A 17227-nucleotide genomic window follows, 5' to 3' on the forward strand; every position below is an offset into this window, starting at 1 on the left:
CCCGCGAGGCCCAGGCCCGCGGCGCCGGCGAGCTCGAGGCCGCCCGCAAGCGCTTCGCCGCCGGCTCCATCGCCCAGCTCGCCCTCAAGCAGAGCGAGATCGCCAAGGCCGAGGCCGACCGCGGCGTGCTCGCCGCCCAGGTCGAGCTGTGGCAGGCGATCTACGGCCTGACGGTGGCGGGGAACGGGTAGAAGATGGCTTGTGGCTGTAGGGCATTTCCCATGCGCCACGGGCCCGAAGATTGCGCTGAAGGCTGAAGGCTGACAGCCCCATAGGAGAAACATGCGACGCTGGATTTGGATCGTGCTGATTCTGCTCTCGGGCGGGCTCACCCTTTGGGGGTTGCTCCGGCCCCAGGGGGAGCGAGGGCTCGCGGTGAGTGTGGTGCGCGCCGAGCAGGGGGAGTTCGTGCGGGAGGTGCGGGCCAGCGGCTCGGTGGAGGCCCGGCTTTACGCCCTGACCTTCCCGCGCCCGGGCCGGGTGGCCGAGGTGCGGGTCAAGGAGGGGCAGGCGGTGAAGGCCGGCCAGGTGCTGGCCGTGCTCGAGACCGCCGACGACCGCGAGAAGCTGCGGGCCAGCCGCGAGAGCCTGGCCGCCTTGCAGAGCCGGGTGCAGGCCCAGGAGGCCGACTACCGCTCCAACAGCGCCAAGCTGCAGACCCAGCTTGCCGAGGCCCGGCGCAACCTCGAGCTCGCCGAGCGCCTGCTGGCCCTGGGCAGCGCGGCCCCCAACGAGGTGGCCCAACTGCGCCGCCAGGTGGCCGACCTCGAGGCCCAGCTCGCCAGCCTGGCCCAGGGCAACCGCAGCAGCCTGGCCGAGCTCCAGGCCCAGCTCGCCGCTCGGCGCTCGGAGATCGCCGCGCTCGAGCGCGCCCTGGCCCAGGCCGAGCTGCGCTCGCCGGTGAACGGGACGGTCTCGAGCGTGGGCTACCTAGCGGGCGTGGACACCGGCACCAACGCCGTCCGGGTGGTGGAGGCCGGCAGCCTGCGGGTGCAGGCCCGCCTGGCCGAGGCCGACGTGGGCACGGTGCGGCCCGGCCAGCCCGTCCGGGTCGAGCTCGACGCGGCCCCCGGCGTGGGGCTGGAGGGCAAGGTCGAGCGCCTGGGCGTGCAGGCCGAGGTCGCGGGTAGCGGCGGCAGCGCGGTGCTACCGGTGTTCGTCCGCTTCCTCACCCCCCAGGCCGAGAAGCTGGCCCGGCCCGGCCTCACCGCCACCGCCCGCATCACCACCCTGCGCCTCCCTCAGGCGGTCAAGGTGCCGCTCGAGGTGCTCGTCGAGGAGGGGGGCCGGAGCTACGTGTGGCGGGTGGACGAGGCCACCAAGACCGCCCGGCGCCAGGCCGTGACCGTGCGAGCCCGCAACCTGACCCACGCCGCGGTGGAGGGGCTCGGGGCCGGCGCCCTGCTGGTCTCGCTGCCGCCCGAGGCCCTCGAGGACGGCCAGAAGCTCAGCTACCGCCTGCCCGGGCCGGGCGAGGAGTGACCGTGGCCGCAGTCGTGGAGATGCAGGGCATCACCAAGACTTACCGCTCGGGCAGCAGCGCCCGCACGGTGGAGGTCCACGCCCTGCGCGGGGTGGACCTGAGCATCGGGCAGGGGGAATACGTGGCCTTGATGGGCCCCTCCGGCTCGGGCAAGAGCACGCTGATGCACATCATCGGGCTGCTCGACTCCCCCAGCGGAGGCAGCTACCGGCTGGGCGGGCAGCCGGTGGAGGGCCTGAGCGAGGCCGAGCTGGCGCGCATCCGCAACCAGCGGGTGGGCTTCGTGTTCCAGGCCTTCTTCCTGCTGCCCCGCCTCACCGCGCTGCACAACGTCGCGCTGCCGCTGGTCTACCGGGGCGTGCCGAGCGCCGAGCGCCTGCGGCGGGCCAGGGCCGCCCTGGAGTCGGTGGGCCTGGGTGACCGGCTCGACCACCTCCCCTCCGAGCTCTCCGGCGGGCAGAAGCAGCGCGTCGCCATCGCGCGGGCGCTGGTGCAGGAGCCCGACCTCCTGCTCGCCGACGAGCCCACCGGCAACCTCGACTCGCGCTCGTCGGAGGAGATCCTCGAGCTCTTCGACCGGCTGCACCGCCAGGGCAAGACCATCGTGATGGTGACCCACGAGCCCGACGTGGGGGCCCGCGCCCAGCGCATCGTGCGGCTGCGGGACGGCAAGATCGCCGAGGGAGGCGCGGCATGAACCCGCTCGAGAACTTCCGCATGGCCTTCGAGTCGCTGTGGGGCAACAAGCTGCGCAGCTTCCTGGCCTTGCTGGGCATCGTGATCGGGGTCTTCGCGGTGACGGCCATGATCAGCCTGGGGCAGATGGCCTCGGCCGGCATCACCCAGGACCTCGAGGCCATCGCCGGGCGCAGCATCTTCGTCCAGCCCAACTTCAACGAGGGCCAGACCTCCGACACCGCCCCCATCCGCGACGAGGACGTGGCCGCCTTGCAGGTGCTGCCGGTCAAGGTGCTGCCCCAGCTCTTCACCAACGCCCAGTACGAGAGCAAGCCCGGCGAGCGCCGCTCGATCACCCTGCAGGGCACCCCCGGCGACTTGCCCGGCCTCGACCCCACCAACAAGATCGCCCGCGGCCGCTACTTCACCCAGGCCGAGGCCCGGGGCGGGCTGGCGGTCGCGGTGCTCTCCGACCGCGCGGCCAAGGACCTCTTCCCCAACCGCGACCCCGTCGGCCAGGTGGCCCGGCTCTACTACCCCAGCGGGGGCCGCCTCGAGCTCACCGTGGTGGGGGTGCTCGAGCCCCCCAGCGGCCTCTTCGGCGGACTCTCCTCCAGCGCCACCGTCTACGCGCCCATCCCCCTCATCTGGAGCACCTCGCCCTTCACCCGCAAGGGCCAGTACGACTTCCTGGTGCTCTCCCTCGACAAGGGCGCCGACGCCCAGCAGGTCTCGAAGCAGGTGCGCCGCATCTTCGAGGCCCGCTACGGCAAGGGCAAGTTCTCCATCCAGTCCACCGAGAGCTTCCAGGACACCCTGCGCAGCATCACCGTCATCCTGCAGGCGCTCCTGGGCGCCATCGCGGGCCTGAGCCTGCTGGTGGGGGGCATCGGGATCATGAACATCATGCTGGTCTCGGTCACGGAGCGCACCCGCGAGATCGGGCTGAGAAAGGCCCTCGGGGCCACGGCGGGCCTGGTGCGCCAGCAGTTCCTCATCGAGGCGGTGGTGCTCACCCTGGTGGGGGGTGTCCTGGGCGTGGCCCTGGCGGCCGGGCTGCTGGTGCTCATCACCGCCACGGTGCCCTTTTTCAAGGTCTTCATCCTCAGCCCCACCACCATCCTGCTCTCCCTGGCGGTGAGCGCCCTCATCGGCCTGTTCTTCGGGGTGTGGCCGGCGGCGCGGGCGGCGGCGTTGGACCCGATCGAGGCGTTGCGGTACGAGTAGTCACGCGGGTTGTGCGCCGTACGTCATACGCCGAACGCCGATAGCCCATAGCTGAACGCAAAACGCTAAGCGCGGGTCGTACGTCTGATGCGGGTCGTACGTCCTACGTCGTACGCGAGACGCAAGACGCAAGACGCCTTGGCCCTCGACCCTCGACCCTTAGACGAGCCTTAGAGCTTTCCCACTAGCTTTGTGATCGTGCAGGTGCTGCTCAGTGGGGCGCGGGCCAGGGCGGCGGAGGTGGCTTCGGCGCTGCCGTAGGCGCTGAAGCCTTCCCAGACTTCGGGCGTGTTGGTGGGCGTGGCGCGGCAGACGACCCGCTGGCCGTCGGGGAAGAAGACGGTCACGCTGAAGACCGGGCCGCTCGAGGTGATGCTGTGGACGAGGGCGGCCGGGAGCTTGCCGGTGGGCACCTCGGCGGTGGCGCTGGCGGAGCGGAGGGTGCTGCTGCTGAGCCCCTCGGCGCCGACTTCGATGATGAAGAAGTCCTGGGGGGCGTTGCTGCCCTTGAGCTGCACCTTCCACATCTCGCCGCGCTTGAGCTCGAGCGCCGGGCGCGGGGCGGGCTGTCCGGCCGTCGGAGGGGTGGTGCTGGGGGCGGGGTCGCGGTTGCTTTCCATGGGCATGCAGGCGGTCAGACCGAGAACGAATGCGCTGAGGAGGAATGGGATTCGCCTCATGTTCCCATTACAACCGAAACTCATGAGGAGCGAAAGGGGTTCCGCCTCACCCATCAGGCGCCGGCCTGCTCGAGCCGCCGCATCTCGGCCTCGCTCAGGCGCAGGTGCAGGGCGCCCGCGTTGGAACGGGCCTGGGCCGCCGTCTTAGCGCCGGGGATGGGCAGGGTGCCTTTCTGGACGCACCAGCGGATGGCCACCTGCGCGGGCGTGGCCTGGTGGGCCTGGGCCACCTCGCGCAAAGCCTCGAGCAGGCCGGGGATCTTGCCCTCGCTCAGGCGGTACTTGCGGCCGCGCATGGGGCCGGTGGGCGGGTTCTGCGGGCTGTACTTGTCGGTGAGCCAGCCCATGGCGAGCGGGCTGTAGGCCATCAGCACGACGCCTTCGCGGCGCATGGCCTCGAGCAGCCCGTCGCGCTCGGGCTTGCGCTCGAGCAGGCTGTACTCCACCTGGTTGGCGGCCAGCTTCACGCCATGACGGGCCAGGGTTCGCACCACCCGCTCCATCTGGGGGAGGTCGCAGTTGGAGACGCCTACCGCTCGGGTCAGGCCGAGCTCGTAGGCCTCGGCCAGCGCCTCGGCCCACTGCTCGAGCGGGACCGGGGGCCAGGGCCAGTGCAGCAGGTAGAGGTCGAGCCGGGGAAGCTCGAGCCGCCTCAAGCTCGCCCTCAGCGCCGCGATCAGGCTCTTACGGCTAAAGCGCCAGGGGAAGGGGAAGCACTTGCTCACCACCAGCGGCCTTTGCCCCGACTCGCGGATAAAACGCCCCAGCAATCGCTCGCTCTTGCCCATGCCGTACACCTCGGCGGTGTCGTAGAGCCTGACCCCCGCCGCCAGCGACTCCCCGAAGGCGGCCTCGAGGTCGCCGTCCTTGTACCCTTTGCCGTAGTCCCAGAACAGCCTGTCCCCCCACTGCCAGGTACCCAGCCCAAGCGGGGGGACGGGCTCGAGGCCCGGAATCTGAATGGTTTCCACGAGCTCTAGCGTATTGGATGGGAGGGATGCCGGGTGTTGTGCAGGGTACGGGGAGGGAGGTTTGCGGCTCGTGGCTCGTAGTGAAAAGACATCCCATCCTGGCCCGCCCCGCTGCCGTCGAGGGTCGGGGGCCGGGGCCCAGGCGTCCGGCGTTTTGCGTAGGACGTAGGACGTACGATGTACGACCCGCATTGAGCGTTCGGCTATCGGCGTTCAGCGTTCGGCTGTCTCTACTCATGCCCCTCGTTCTCCCCGTTCTCGAGCTCGCGGAAGCGCTCCAGGTTCTGCCGCACCTTCTCGTGCACCCCGCCGAAGCCCTCGGCCCGCTTGCCGGTGAGGAGTTCGATGGCCTCGTCCACGGTCTCGACGGCGTAGACGTGGAAGCGCCCGTCGCGGACGGCCTCGAGCACCTCGCCGCTGAGGGTGAGGTTGATCAGGTTGCTCCTGGGCACCACCACGCCCTGGTTGCCGGTGAGCCCCTGGGCCTGGCAGAGGCGGAAGAAGCCCTCGACCTTGGCGGCCACCCCGCCCACCGCCAGCACCTGGCCGGTCTGGTCCACCGCCCCCGTCACGCCCAGGTCCTGCCGCAGCGGCACCTCCCCGATGGCCGAGAGGATCGCCAGCAACTCGGCCAGCCCGGCCGAGTCGCCGTCGATGGAGACGTAGTTCTGCTCGAAGACCAGGCTCACGGTGGCCGCCCACGAGCCTGCCTCGGCGTAGTGGCCGCGCAGGTAGCCGCTGAGCGCGAGCACCGCCTTGTGGAAGATGTGGCCGCCCAGCCCGGCCTCGCGGTCGATGGAGAGCACGCCGTCGCGCCCGGGGGCGGCCCGGGCGGTGAGGCGGGAGGGGCGGCCCCAGGGCGGGTCGGTCTCGAGCACCACCAGCGCGTTGACCTGCCCCACGGCCTTGCCGTCGAGCCGGAAGCTCCAGGTGCCCTCCTGCACCGCCCGCACGAACTCCTCCTCGGAGTAGAAGGCCCGCTCGTCGCGGGCGCGGATGGCCCGCTCGACGTCGTGCGCGGTGAGCGGGCCCTCGGCCAGCACGGCGGCCTCCTCGGCCAGGGCCCGCAACTCGACCAGCCGCGCGTCGAAGCGGTCGCGCTGCTCGGCCATGCGGCGGCCCTCGTCCCACAGCCGGGCCAGCCCGCCCTCGGTGAGCGCAAAGCCCTGCTGGCCCAGCCAGCCGCCGAAGGCCCAGTAGTGCTCGGGCGTGGCGATGAGGGTGGGGGAGAACTCCGCGCGGATGCGGAAGAGCTCGCTGAAGGCGGGGTCGTGCTCGAGCGGCTCGAAGGCCTCGTGGCTGCCGACCAGCACGACCTGCACCTGCACCGGGAAGGGCTCGACCTCGAGCCCGCCCGGCCCGTCGGCCTCGGTGACGGGCTCCACCTGCCCGTTGCGCAGCGCCCGCTTGAAGGCCTCCCAGGTGCCCTCGCGCACCAGGCTCGAGGCGTCGAGGATCAGGAAGCCGCCCTGCGCCTTGTGGATCGCGCCCGGCCGGATCAGCCCCACGTGGGTGCTGCGCACGCCGCGCTCGGTGTGGTGGTCGAGCCGCCCGAAGAGCCGGGGGGCGGTGGCGTAGGGCTCGAACACCACGGGCGGGGGGGAGCCGGTGCTGGAGGTGGTGAGCAGGTTGGGCCGCCAGGGCGTGGGGTCGAAGGCCTCCGCGGTCTCGGCGGCGCGGGCCAGCCGGTCGCGCAGGGCCTCGAGGTAGGGGCGGGCCTGGGGGAAACGCCGCATCAGCGGCTCCACCCGGTTGTTCAGGTAGTGGCTCGCCCACTCCCGCCGCAGCCGGCGCAGGGCCTGGGCGGCCTCGGCCGAGAGGGCCAGGTTGTGCAGCGTCACCTCCTCGAGGCGCGCCGCGAGCTCGGTGGGGATGCTGGCCTGGCCGTTGAGCTCGACGCCCTCCTCGCTGGTGAGCAAGTTGAACCCGGCCGCCCGGGCCTCCTGGCGCAACTGCTCGACCTGAGCCTCCTGCTGCTCGCGAAAGTGGGCCTCCAGCCGGGATTTTTCGCGCAGGAAGGCCCCCTGGCGGAAGAGCGCCTCGAGCCGCGCGGCCTCGTCCAGCAGGCTCTCGACACCCTCGGCCAGCTCGTTCTCCTTGCCGCTGGGCAGGGTGAGCACGGCGGCCCGGCGTTCGGAGAGGGGCACGTAGAGCAGGTCGGGCGGTGTCTCCACGCGCTGCGCCCTCAGGTACTGCAAGAGCGCTTCGTGCTTGCCCAGGCTCGGCGGCCCCACGAGGTAGGCGTGAAAACCGCCCCTGAGGGCCATCTCGAGCGCGGCCCTCGCCCGCTCCTGCCCGAAGAAGGGCGGCGGCGGGGGAGACTCGGCCACGCGCTCAGGGTCGGTGGGGAAGGTACGCCACTCGAGGCTCTGGTAAGGGAGTCGCAACGCCGACACGCAGGAAAGTCTACTGTAGGTCGTGGGGCGGGAAAGCGTCGGTGGCCGGACGCGGGGCGCGGGTCGTACCGCAGGTCGTACGTTCTACGCCGAACGCCGAACGCCCTAGACCTTCGACGCCGGCGGGGAGGGGTAACCACGAGCCACGAGCTGACGGCTGACCGCTGACAGCTTCCCGCCGTCTACCACGGGCCACGAGCCACAGGCCACGGGCCTTCCCCCCACTACCCCCTTCCCGCAGATTTTCCATTCCCTAAGACGCATTCGGATGACCGTTTTCCGTTATGCTATTCAAAAAAGGAGGCTGAATGAGCGCTAAGTTGAAGGTCCTGGGAATGATCCTGGCCGGGGGGCAGGGCTCTCGCCTATTTCCGCTCACGGCTAAGCGGGCCAAGCCGGCGGTCCCCTTCGGCTCGAGGTACCGCATCATCGATTTCGTGCTCAACAACTTCGTCAACTCGGGGATCTACGGCATTTACGTGCTGACGCAGTTCAAGGCGCAGTCGCTCACCGAGCACATCCAGCGGCACTGGCGCTTCGGCGGCTTCCTCGACGACCACTTCATCATCCTGGTCCCGGCCCAGATGTACCGCTACGAGGAGCTGGGGCCGGTGTGGTACCGCGGCACCGCCGACGCCATCTATCAGAACCTGCACCTGGTCAACAACAACAAGCCCGAGTGTGTGGCGATCTTCGGCGGCGACCACATCTTCAAGATGAACGTCGCGCACATGGTCGAGTACCACAACGACACCCGCGCCGACCTGACCATCGCGGCCTACCCCGTGCCGGTGGCCGAGGCCAGCCGTTTCGGCGTGCTGCAGGTAGACGACCAGTGGCGGCTGGTGGGTTTCCAGGAGAAGCCCAAGGACCCCACCCCCATCCCCGGCCGCCCCGACTGGGCCCTGGCGAGCATGGGCAACTACGTCTTCCGCACCGAGGCGCTGCTCGAGCTGCTCGAGTACGACTCCCGCGACACCGCCTCCTCCCACGACTTCGGCAAGGACGTCATCCCCCACGCCCTCAAGGAGGGCTACCGCATCCAGGTCTACGACTTCAAGCGCAACCCCATCCCCGGCCAGGACGGCCCCAACACCTACTGGCGCGACGTGGGGACGCTGGACGCCTACTTCGAAGCCAGCATGGACCTCATCCAGGTCACCCCGGAGTTCGACCTCTTCAACCCCGAGTGGCCCCTGCGTACCGCCAACTACTTCAGCCCCCCGGCCAAGTTCGTCCACGAGGCGGGCAACCGCATCGGGCAGTCCTTCAACAGCCTGATCGCGGGGGGCTGCATCATCTCGGGGGCCACTGTGCGCGAGTCGGTGCTCTCCAGGCGCGTGCGCATCAACTCCTACAGCCTCGTCGAGCGCAGCGTGATCTTCGACGAGGTGGAGATCGGGCGCAACGTCAAGATCCGCAACGCCATCATCGACAAGAACGTGAAGATCCCCCCCGGCACCGAGATCGGCTACGACCTCGAGGCCGACCGCGCCCGCGGCTTCACCGTCACGGCCTCGGGCATCGTGGTGGTGTCGAAGAGTTTCCGGTTCACCCCGGCGCTGGTCTGATCGGGTGGCCGATGGCCCGTAGCCGGGCGCGGGTCGTACGTCCTACGTCGTACGCCAAACGCAAGACGCAAGACGCAATACGCCAAACGCAAAACGCAAAACGCAAGACGCGGGGCGCCTTGTTCCCCCCTTAGCAAGGGGGGCTGGGGGGATATCCCCTCCCCGCAGGCGGGGAGGGTCGGGGTGGGGTAAACCACGAGCCACGGGTCACGAGCCACGAGCCGGGCCTTCGGCCGAGGGTGTCTCGAGGGTGGTGTGCAGTCCTCATCTTTAGCAACGTGGCGGAGGCTGGAAATTTCTCCGTGCCTTGCGGTAGCCTGTTCGCCAGTACACCGGCACTATGGACAAGCACCCGGGCAAACTCTTCTACCGTCTTACCCGTCTATTTCCTGGAGATGGCTTGCCGGGGGGGCGCGCGCCGGCGGCGAAGGTGTACGCCAACCCGCTGGAGTCCGTAGACCTGCCCGCGCCGACCAAGGAGGGCGGGGCCCCGGTGTGGAAGGTGCTTTCGAGGGTGGCTCCCCAGCCGCCCAAGGTGGGCTCCTCGATCAGCCAGGCCGAGATCTCGCAGCTCTTGCAGCCGCTTTCGGTGCGCCGGGGAGGGCGCGGATACCCCTCGGCGGGCGGGGCCTACCCCCTCGAGGTCTACCTGGGTGTGCAGAACCTGCAGGACACCTTCCCCGGCATCTACCACTACGCGGCCAAGTCGCACCAGCTCGAGCAGCTCTCCTCCAAGCTCAACCTGGCGGCCTGGCGCGAGGCCCTGATGGACCTGGAGTCGCTCGAGCAGGCCGCGGTGTTCCTGATCTTCACCGCCGTCCCCGACCGCAGCGAGGCGGTGTTCGGGCTGCGGGGCTACCGCTACGCGCTGCTCGAGGCGGGCTACGCGGTGGGCGAGGTGATGGTGGCCGCGACCGCGCTGGGCCTGCAGGCTTACCCGGCCGAGACCTTCTACGACGAGAACGTGCGCACGCTGCTGTCGCTGCCGGAGGGGGAGTACCCGGCGGTCGTGCTGCTGCTGGGGCGCTGAACCGGCCCGGGACGAGCCCACCTTCCGGATGGCGGCGTCCACCTTCAGGCCGATGGGGACGTCTTGACCCTCCGGTGGGAGGGGCTTAGGCTAACGCCATACCCAAAGGAGGGAAGGCGTATGCAGCGTAAATTTCAGCGTTTGGCGAGCCTGGGGATCGTGCTGGCGAGCTTGGCCGTGGCCCAAGACCGCACCAGCACGCTGATCTACGGCGGCGACTGGTCCGACCTGATCACCCTCGACCCCCAGGTTTCTTATGAATTCTCCGGCGGCCTCATCACCGACAACCTCTACGAGACGCTGGTCAAGTTCGAAGGCGCCGACCTCTCCACCCTCAAGCCCGGCCTGGCCGAAAGCTGGAAGGTCGAGCGCGGGGGCGACTCCTGGGTCATCACCTTCAAGCTGCGCAAGGGCAGCAAGTTCTCCACCGGGCGCGAGGTGACCGCCAAGGACGTGGTGTACAGCTTCGACCGGGCCATCCAGCTCAAGGGGCCCTCCTCCTTCCTCTTCATCGACATCGCGCAGCTCAAGGTGGGGGGCACCAAGGCCGTCGACCCCTACACCGTCGAGGTGCGCATCCCCAAGACCGCCTCGCCCGGCTCCTTCCTCTCGATCCTGACCTTCAACATCGGCGGCATCGTGGATAGCGAGGAGGTGCAGAAGCACGCCAAGGGCGGCGACTTCGGCAAGGAGTGGCTCACCAACAACTCCGCCGGCTCGGGGCCTTTCCGCCTGGTGCGCTGGGACCGGGGCTCGCAGGTGCTGCTCGAGGCCAACCCCAACGCCCGCCTCAAGCCCAAGCTCCAGCGCATCATCATGCGCGAGATCAAGGAGCCTACCGTACTGCGCACCGCGCTCGAGTCCGGCGAGATCGACATCGCCGAGGGCCTCACCCCCGAAGCCCTCAAGGCCATCGCCGCCAACCCCCGCTTCAAGACCCTCAAGGCCGACAGCCTGCGGCTGAACTACATGGGCATGAACGTCAAGCCGGGCAGCCCCTTCGCCAACCCCAAGGTGCGCGAGGCCATGCGCTGGGCGGTCAACCAGGACGAGCTGGTCAACGGGCTGGTCCAGGGCAACGGCACCAAGATCCAGACCATCATCCCCAAGGGACTGCTGGGTTACAACAACGCCCTGCCCTACAAGTACGACCCCACGCGCGCCAAGCAGCTGCTGGCCGAGGCGGGCTACCCCAACGGCTTCGAGTTCGAGCTGCTCACCAGCACCGGCCTGTGCGGCGGCGGCATCCCCTGCCAGGACATCGCCGCCAAGATCCAGAGCGACCTGGCCAAGGCGGGCATAAAGGCCAACATCAAGGCCATCGCCAACGCCGAGGCGCTGAAGATCTACCGCGCGCAGAACCACCAGGTCTACCTGGGCGGCTGGAGCCCCGACTTCCCCGACCCCGACGGCAACGCCACCCCGCTCGCCGACTTCGCCGCCAAGAGCCTGGCCTGGCGCAACGTCTGGGAAGACGCCACCTCCTCCAAGCTCGCCAACCAGGGCTCGCTCGAGACCGACCCCTCCAAGCGGGCCGCGCTGTACAAGCTGCTCACCGACTACGCGCTCAAGAGCGGCCCCTACGTCATCCTCTACCAGCCCTCCATCCCGCTGGGCTTCTCGGCCAAGGTCGAGGGGTACGTGCGCAACGCGCAGGGCCAGGTGCGCTTCGAGAACATCAGCAAGCAGCCCTGAGGCAGGGCCCCGTAAGGGCGGGTGCCGGGCGGAGGGAAGGCTTTTCCCGTCCCGGCACCCGAAACCCTGAACCCCATCATGCTTTCCTACATCGTCCGGCGCCTCTTCTTCGTGCTCTTCGTGGCGTGGGGGGTCACCTTCGCCACCTTCTTCATCGCGCAGGTGGTGCCCGTGGACCCCGCCATCGCCGCGCTGGGCGAGAACGCCCGCGAGGAGCAGCTCGAGGAGTTCCGCGAGCGCTACGGGCTGAACAAGTCCAAGCTCGAGCAGTACCTCATCTACATGGGCCGCCTGATCTCGGGCGACCTGGGCCAGTCGCTGCGCACGGGACGGGCGGTGGCCGAGGACCTGCGCGAGTTCTTCCCGGCCACGCTCGAGCTCTCCCTCGCCGCCTTCGTCTTCGCCGTGCTGCTGGGCATCCCGGCCGGGATCGTGGCCGCGCTGCGGCCCAACCGCGCCCCCGACGTGGCGGTGCGGGTGCTGGCGCTGCTGGGCGGGGCCACCCCGGTGTTCTTCAGCGCGGTGCTCATGCAGTACCTGCTGGCCCAGCGCCTCGACCTGCTGCCGGTGCAGGGGCGCCTGGACGGCTTCTTGTTCCCCCCGCCCCGCGTCACGGGCATGATGGGCCTCGACGCGCTGCTGGCCCGCGACTGGACCGTGTTCCTCGACTCGCTCGAGCACCTCATCCTGCCCGCCTTCGTGCTGGGGATGTTCTCGGCGGCCATCCTCGCCCGCATGACCCGCGCGACCATGCTCGAGGTGCTCGCCCAGGACTACATCCGCACCGCCCGGGCCAAGGGGGCCGTGGCCTCGTCGGTGATCTTCCGCCACGCCCTCAAGAACGCCTCCTTGCCCATCCTCACGCTGCTGGGCAGCCTGCTGGGGGGCCTGCTCTCGGGCGCGGTGCTGACCGAGACCATCTTTAGCTGGCCCGGCATCGGACGCTACGTGACCCAGTCGGCCACCAGCCTCGACTTCCCCGCCGTGATGGGCGTGACGCTGCTGGTGGGGCTGGTCTACGCCCTGGTCAACCTCGTCACCGACCTGCTGTATGCCTTCCTCGACCCCCGCATCCGCTACACCTAGAGGACCCCGATGGCCGCTGCCGTGAACGCCCCCTCTGACCGCCGCTCGAGGCCCCTGCGGCGCTTCCTGCGCAACCCCGGCGGCCTGCTGGGGCTGGCGCTGCTGGCGCTGCTGCTGCTGGTAGCCCTGCTGGCGCCGCTCATCGCCCCCGACCCCGTCGAGCAGAACATCGCCCAGCGGCTCAGCCCGCCCTCGAGCGCCCACCTCCTGGGCACCGACCAGCTCGGCCGCGACGTCTGGGCGCGGGTGGCCCACGGCGCGGCCATCAGCCTCAAGGTGGGCTTCGGGGTGGTTGTGCTGGCGGTGCTGCTGGGCGTGGCCGTGGGGCTCATGGCGGGGAGCTTAGGCGGGGTGTGGGACAACCTGCTCATGCGCCTGACCGACATCTTCTTCGCCTTCCCCTCCCTGATCCTGGCTATGGCTATCGCGGCGGCGCTGGGCCCCAACCTGGGCAACACCATCCTGGCCGTGGCGCTGGTGAGCTGGCCGGTCTACGCGCGGCTGGTGCGGGCCAACGTGCTGGCCCTGCGCGAGCGGGAGTTCGTGGAGGCCGCCCGGGCGCTGGGCGTGCCGCAGTGGCGGCTGATGCTGCGCCACCTGCTGCCCAACACCCTCACCCCCGTCTTCGTGCAGGCCAGCTTCGACGTCGGCGGGGCCATCCTCACCGCCGCCGGCCTCTCCTTCGTGGGCTTCGGCGCCCAACCGCCCATCCCCGAGTGGGGCGCGATGGTCTCCGAGACCCGCAGCTACATCGCCGAAGCCTTCTGGGCCCCCACTTCTCCCGCCGTCGCGATCCTGCTCACGGTGCTGGCCTTCAACCTCCTGGGCGACGCTTTGCGTGACGTGCTGGACCCGCGGGCGAATGCTTGAGGAAAGACGCTGGTGGCTGAATGCTGGACGCCGATAGCCGATAGCCGGACGTCCAACGCCGAACACGGGTCGTACGTCGTACGCAAAACGCCAGACGCAAAACGCAAAACGCCGATTGTAGGGGCGGGCCCCCGTGCCCGCCCCGCCTCTTGCCCCCGCTGACTTCCTTAGCGCGGCACTCCCACGATCGCCCCTGCCCACACCCGCTGCAGGAAGCGTTTTTCCGAGAGCCGCCCCGCCAGGTAGTCGCTCACGTCCTTGGGGGCTCTGCCCGCGCTGATCATCTGGGCCAGGGGCCAGAACTGGTCGCGGCGGATGAGGGCCTTGAGGCGCAGGCCGCCGATCCTGACGAGGCGCTTGTCCTGCTGGGGGTTGGCGGGCACCTTGGGGATGGCCCCGGAGCGCGCCAGCAGCACGAAGCCGGGCTCGCCCAGGGCGCCCTCGAGGTAGAGCCGGAAGTCCTCGGGGAGCTTGGGGGCCTCGAGCCAGCCCATCAGGGCGTCGAAGGCGTCGCCGTGGATCTGGCCCAGGCGCAGCAGGTTGCCCAGGCGGTTGCGGGTGACGACCACCGGGTTCTGCACCAGCCGGAAGGCGTGGCCGGGGCCGTAGAGGCGGGGGGTTTGGCTCTTGCCCTTCTGCCTCGAGTAGCCCTCCACCCGCCCCGCGAGGTAGACGAAGGCCTCCTGCAGCGTCACGTAGCCGTCGTTGTTGGCGTCGCCCTTGCCGCTCATGGCCTCGAGCAAGAAGGCCGTGAAGACCCCGCCGCCGAGCTCGTCGTCCTCCCAGGAGGGCTGGGTCTCACTGCTGGAGGCCAGCAGCACGTTCTGTTCCTCGACCTGCGGCGCCTGGGCGAGCTGGTAGTCGCCGGGCGGGGTGAAGCTGCGCGAACCTGCCTGCGACTGGCCGCTGAAGCAGGCGTCGAGGATGAGCATGAGCCGCCCCTGGTTGGCGCTGTACTGCCGCACGATGGCCTGGACGCGCTCGAGGGGTAGCCAGGTCTCCTCGTCGGTGGTGCGGGCGTCGGAGGGGATGAGGCTGGCCTGCCCCTCGCTGTTGGGCAGGCCGTGCCCGGCGTAGTAGACCACGAGCACGTCCGCCGGCCCCAGGCGGCGGGCGAGGTCGCGCAGCTCGGCCTCGAGGGCGTTCTTGGTGGCCTCGTCGTCGAGCAGCAGCCGCAGGCGGGCCACGCCGCCCAGCGCCCGGGCGAACTTGCGGGCGTCGCTCTCGGCGTAGCTGAGGCCCGGCAGGGGCGGGACCTCGGGGTAGCTGCGGTAGTTGTTGATCCCCACGACCAGCGCGTAGACCCGGCCCGGCGCGGGGCTTGCCCACGCCAGCGCCGACAGCAGCAGGAATGCAAGGCAAATCCAGGGCACCGCGCCCTCCGGTGTGCGGGCCAATCCCGGCCCGCGCCCGCTCGAAATCCCAGGGTTAAGGCTCGATGAATGCGGCGTAGGGGGCAGCTAATCGAGGGAGAGCTTACATTATATACCTTGGATGTAGCCCGAATGTTGCCTGGCGCTTGCGCCGAAGGAGTAATTATGGCCTGGACGTGGAAAGTCCCCGCAATTGCTTTGGGGATGGCGGTCGGAAGCCTCAGCCTGGCCGCCGTGGCCAAGGTCGAACTCGACGGGAAGCTGCTCCTCGAGCGCGCCGACAAGACCCAGCAGAGCTACACCCGCAGCGGCGGGGGCGCACTGAACCTCAACCTCGAGCCCGGTGACCGGGCCTGCGTGACCCAGGGCAAGGCCCGGCTCACCTACGGCAACCGTGTCTTCACCCTGCAAGCCCCCAAAGCCTGCTTCGAGGTCGCCCGGCCCAAGAGCCTATGGGACAAGCTGGTGCAGACCTGCCAGGACGTGGGCATCTGCCAGCGGGAGGCCGAGGCCGCCTTCGCGAAGCCTGCCAAGAGCCGGGGGGACGCCGCCGGCGCCGCCCCGCTGCTGTACGTGCCCGAGTTCTTCGACCTGCCCGCCCTGCGCCTGCCCGTCGCCGGGGAGCGCTACCCCAAGGTGCTCAAGCTCCTCGACGCGCAGGGCAAGGAGATCTACCGCGAGGAGATCGCCCGCAAGGACCTCGAGGGTGCCTACAGCCTGCCCGCCGAAAAGCTCCGCCTCGCCGCCCGGGTTCAGGTCAAGAGCACCGACAACACCGTCTTCTACGAGGCCCCGGTGCTGTGGGTGCAGGGCGAGTGGCCCGCCCTGCCCACCCTGCGCGAGCGGGGCCTGAGCCTGTTCCTGGGCCAGTCGCTGAGCTACGCCCCGGCGGCTTACAGCTACTTCCTGGCTTCGGGCGACGTGCAGCTCGCCCAGACGCTCGAGAAGCAGATCCGGGAGTCCTTCGTGGGGACGGCGAGGTAGGGTTTTCGCGGAAATTATGGTCGATAGCCGATAGCCTATAGCTGATAGCCAAAACGCCACACGCGGGGCGCGGGTCGTACGTCGTACGCAAGACGCCAAACGCAAAACGCCAAACGCCAAACGCAAAACGCCTCGACCCTCGACAATCCACAGGCCACACGCCACGGGCCCCTGTCCCACGCCTCTCAGCGCTTAGCAGCTAGTGCCAGCAGCCCGCTCACGGCGCGCTCGAGCGCTAGCCGGGGGTCGCCGCCGGTCTTGGCGGCCTGTTCGGCCTCGAGCAGGATTTGCAGGGCGGCTTTGACGGCGTGGCTCGAGGCTTGCTTGGCGAGTGCCAGGGTCTGCTTGGCGGCGAAGGGGTGCATCCCCAGCAGGCCGGCGGCCTCGCCCTCGCCCAGCAGGGGCTTTTCCTGCAGGTAGGCCCAGGCCCGCGCCAGCTTGCTGTACTGCCAGGAGAGCGCCCCCAGCGTGCGGATGGGGTCCTCGCCGCGCTCCATCTGGTTCTGCAGGTGCTTGAAGGCTGCCGTTCCCTTGCCCTCGGTGACGGCCCGCACCAGGTCGAAGCCGGAGAGGGGGGGCTCGAGCGCCACCACCGCCTGCACCTTCTCCAGCGTGAGGGGCGGGTCGAGCAGGGTGAGCTTGCGGAGCTCCTGGTCGAGGGCCTCGAGGCCGTAGGCCGGGTTCTCGTAGCTGCCCTTGCCGCCGATGAGGCCCCCCAAAAAGTTGGTGATGGCGGCGGGCAGCTTGAGCTCGTAGAGGCGGGCGCGGTTGGTCACCCACTGGGCGAGTTCGCGGGGCCCTGGGGTGGGGTTGTCGCGCTTTTGCGCGTGCTCGCCGTACCACTTGCTGCGGGCGGCGGTGGGGCGGGGGTCGAGCAGCAATACCAGCGCGTCCTGGGGGAGCTTCTCCAGCACCTCCCGCAGGGGCTTCCACTCGCCCTCGGTCACCTCGCGCAGGTCCACGAGCGCCCCGCTGGGCCCGAAGAGCCCCCCGCTGGCCTCCTGGGCCACCACCCCCGGTTCGGGCGGCAGGAGGCGGGGTGCGAGGCCCTGGAGCTGGGCTTCGTGCAGCAGGGCCTCTCGAGCCAGAAACGCGTCGCCGGTAAACACCTGGATCACAGCCCCTCCAGTCTAATACCGGATTCAAAAAGATAATCGTCCAATCCAAAGACTTTCAGGGGCTA

At 69.7% G+C, this 17227-nt stretch carries 15 protein-coding genes; 10 read left to right on the plus strand and 5 right to left on the minus strand.

The window, feature by feature from the left end; all coding sequences use genetic code 11:
* From MEICH_RS29605 to MEICH_RS0120990, 4 genes are all read left to right on the plus strand, one after another.
* A partial coding sequence (locus tag MEICH_RS29605; RefSeq protein WP_036219803.1) for a hypothetical protein occupies window positions 1–191 on the plus strand: 191 nt, incomplete at its 5' end.
* 91 nt (window positions 192–282) lie between these two features.
* Window positions 283–1482, plus strand: coding sequence for an efflux RND transporter periplasmic adaptor subunit (locus tag MEICH_RS0120980; protein ID WP_027894236.1), 1200 nt, complete (start codon window positions 283–285; stop codon window positions 1480–1482).
* Window positions 1483–1502: 20 nt separating this feature from the next.
* Complete coding sequence (locus tag MEICH_RS0120985; RefSeq protein WP_051304415.1) at window positions 1503–2180, plus strand: ABC transporter ATP-binding protein; 678 nt, start codon at window positions 1503–1505, stop codon at window positions 2178–2180.
* Window positions 2177–3388 carry an ABC transporter permease gene (locus tag MEICH_RS0120990; protein ID WP_027894238.1) on the plus strand — a complete coding sequence of 404 codons (1212 nt, stop codon included), beginning with the start codon at window positions 2177–2179 and terminating at the stop codon, window positions 3386–3388. The genes MEICH_RS0120985 and MEICH_RS0120990 overlap by 4 nt, the downstream gene beginning before the upstream one ends.
* A gap of 170 nt (window positions 3389–3558) precedes the next feature.
* On the opposite strand, the gene MEICH_RS0120995 is transcribed toward MEICH_RS0120990, so the two are convergent.
* From MEICH_RS0120995 to MEICH_RS0121005, 3 genes are all read right to left on the minus strand, one after another.
* Window positions 3559–4068 carry a hypothetical protein gene (locus tag MEICH_RS0120995; protein WP_157202945.1) on the minus strand — a complete coding sequence of 170 codons (510 nt, stop codon included), beginning with the start codon at window positions 4066–4068 and terminating at the stop codon, window positions 3559–3561.
* A gap of 53 nt (window positions 4069–4121) precedes the next feature.
* A complete protein-coding gene (locus MEICH_RS0121000; protein WP_051304395.1) occupies window positions 4122–5039 on the minus strand; it encodes an aldo/keto reductase in 918 nt (305 codons plus the stop codon).
* Between the two features lie 230 nt (window positions 5040–5269).
* On the minus strand, window positions 5270–7435 hold the full coding sequence (locus tag MEICH_RS0121005; protein ID WP_245587727.1) for an AAA family ATPase: 2166 nt from the start codon (window positions 7433–7435) through the stop codon (window positions 5270–5272).
* A gap of 308 nt (window positions 7436–7743) precedes the next feature.
* Here MEICH_RS0121005 and glgC point away from each other — a divergent pair, with 308 nt between their 5' ends.
* The 5 genes from glgC to MEICH_RS0121030 all read left to right on the plus strand — a co-directional run bounded on the left by glgC (window position 7744) and on the right by MEICH_RS0121030 (window position 13687).
* Window positions 7744–9006: a glucose-1-phosphate adenylyltransferase gene (glgC, locus tag MEICH_RS0121010; RefSeq protein WP_027894242.1), complete on the plus strand. Its 1263-nt coding sequence runs from the start codon at window positions 7744–7746 to the stop codon at window positions 9004–9006.
* A gap of 340 nt (window positions 9007–9346) precedes the next feature.
* A complete protein-coding gene (locus MEICH_RS0121015) occupies window positions 9347–10036 on the plus strand; it encodes a SagB/ThcOx family dehydrogenase (RefSeq protein WP_027894243.1) in 690 nt (229 codons plus the stop codon).
* Between the two features lie 120 nt (window positions 10037–10156).
* Window positions 10157–11731: an ABC transporter substrate-binding protein gene (locus MEICH_RS0121020; protein WP_036219807.1), complete on the plus strand. Its 1575-nt coding sequence runs from the start codon at window positions 10157–10159 to the stop codon at window positions 11729–11731.
* Window positions 11732–11809: 78 nt separating this feature from the next.
* Entirely contained in the window at window positions 11810–12817 is a 1008-nt protein-coding gene (locus tag MEICH_RS0121025; protein ID WP_027894245.1) for an ABC transporter permease, read from the plus strand.
* A 9-nt stretch (window positions 12818–12826) separates the two neighbouring features.
* Entirely contained in the window at window positions 12827–13687 is an 861-nt protein-coding gene (locus MEICH_RS0121030; RefSeq protein WP_027894246.1) for an ABC transporter permease, read from the plus strand.
* A gap of 167 nt (window positions 13688–13854) precedes the next feature.
* Here the strand turns inward: MEICH_RS0121030 and MEICH_RS0121035 are convergent, their stop codons facing one another.
* Window positions 13855–15060 carry a caspase family protein gene (locus MEICH_RS0121035; protein WP_169730717.1) on the minus strand — a complete coding sequence of 402 codons (1206 nt, stop codon included), beginning with the start codon at window positions 15058–15060 and terminating at the stop codon, window positions 13855–13857.
* Between the two features lie 165 nt (window positions 15061–15225).
* Between MEICH_RS0121035 and MEICH_RS0121040 the strand changes: the two genes are divergently transcribed.
* Window positions 15226–16044 carry a hypothetical protein gene (locus tag MEICH_RS0121040; protein WP_157202946.1) on the plus strand — a complete coding sequence of 273 codons (819 nt, stop codon included), beginning with the start codon at window positions 15226–15228 and terminating at the stop codon, window positions 16042–16044.
* A gap of 185 nt (window positions 16045–16229) precedes the next feature.
* Here MEICH_RS0121040 and holA read toward each other — a convergent pair whose 3' ends face one another.
* Window positions 16230–17162 (minus strand): DNA polymerase III subunit delta, encoded by a 933-nt coding sequence (holA, locus tag MEICH_RS0121045; RefSeq protein ID WP_027894249.1) that lies wholly within the window; start codon window positions 17160–17162, stop codon window positions 16230–16232.
* Window positions 17163–17227 lie beyond the last annotated feature (65 nt).

The organism is Calidithermus chliarophilus DSM 9957, assembly GCF_000430045.1.
Classification (GTDB): Bacteria; Deinococcota; Deinococci; order Deinococcales; family Thermaceae; genus Calidithermus; species Calidithermus chliarophilus.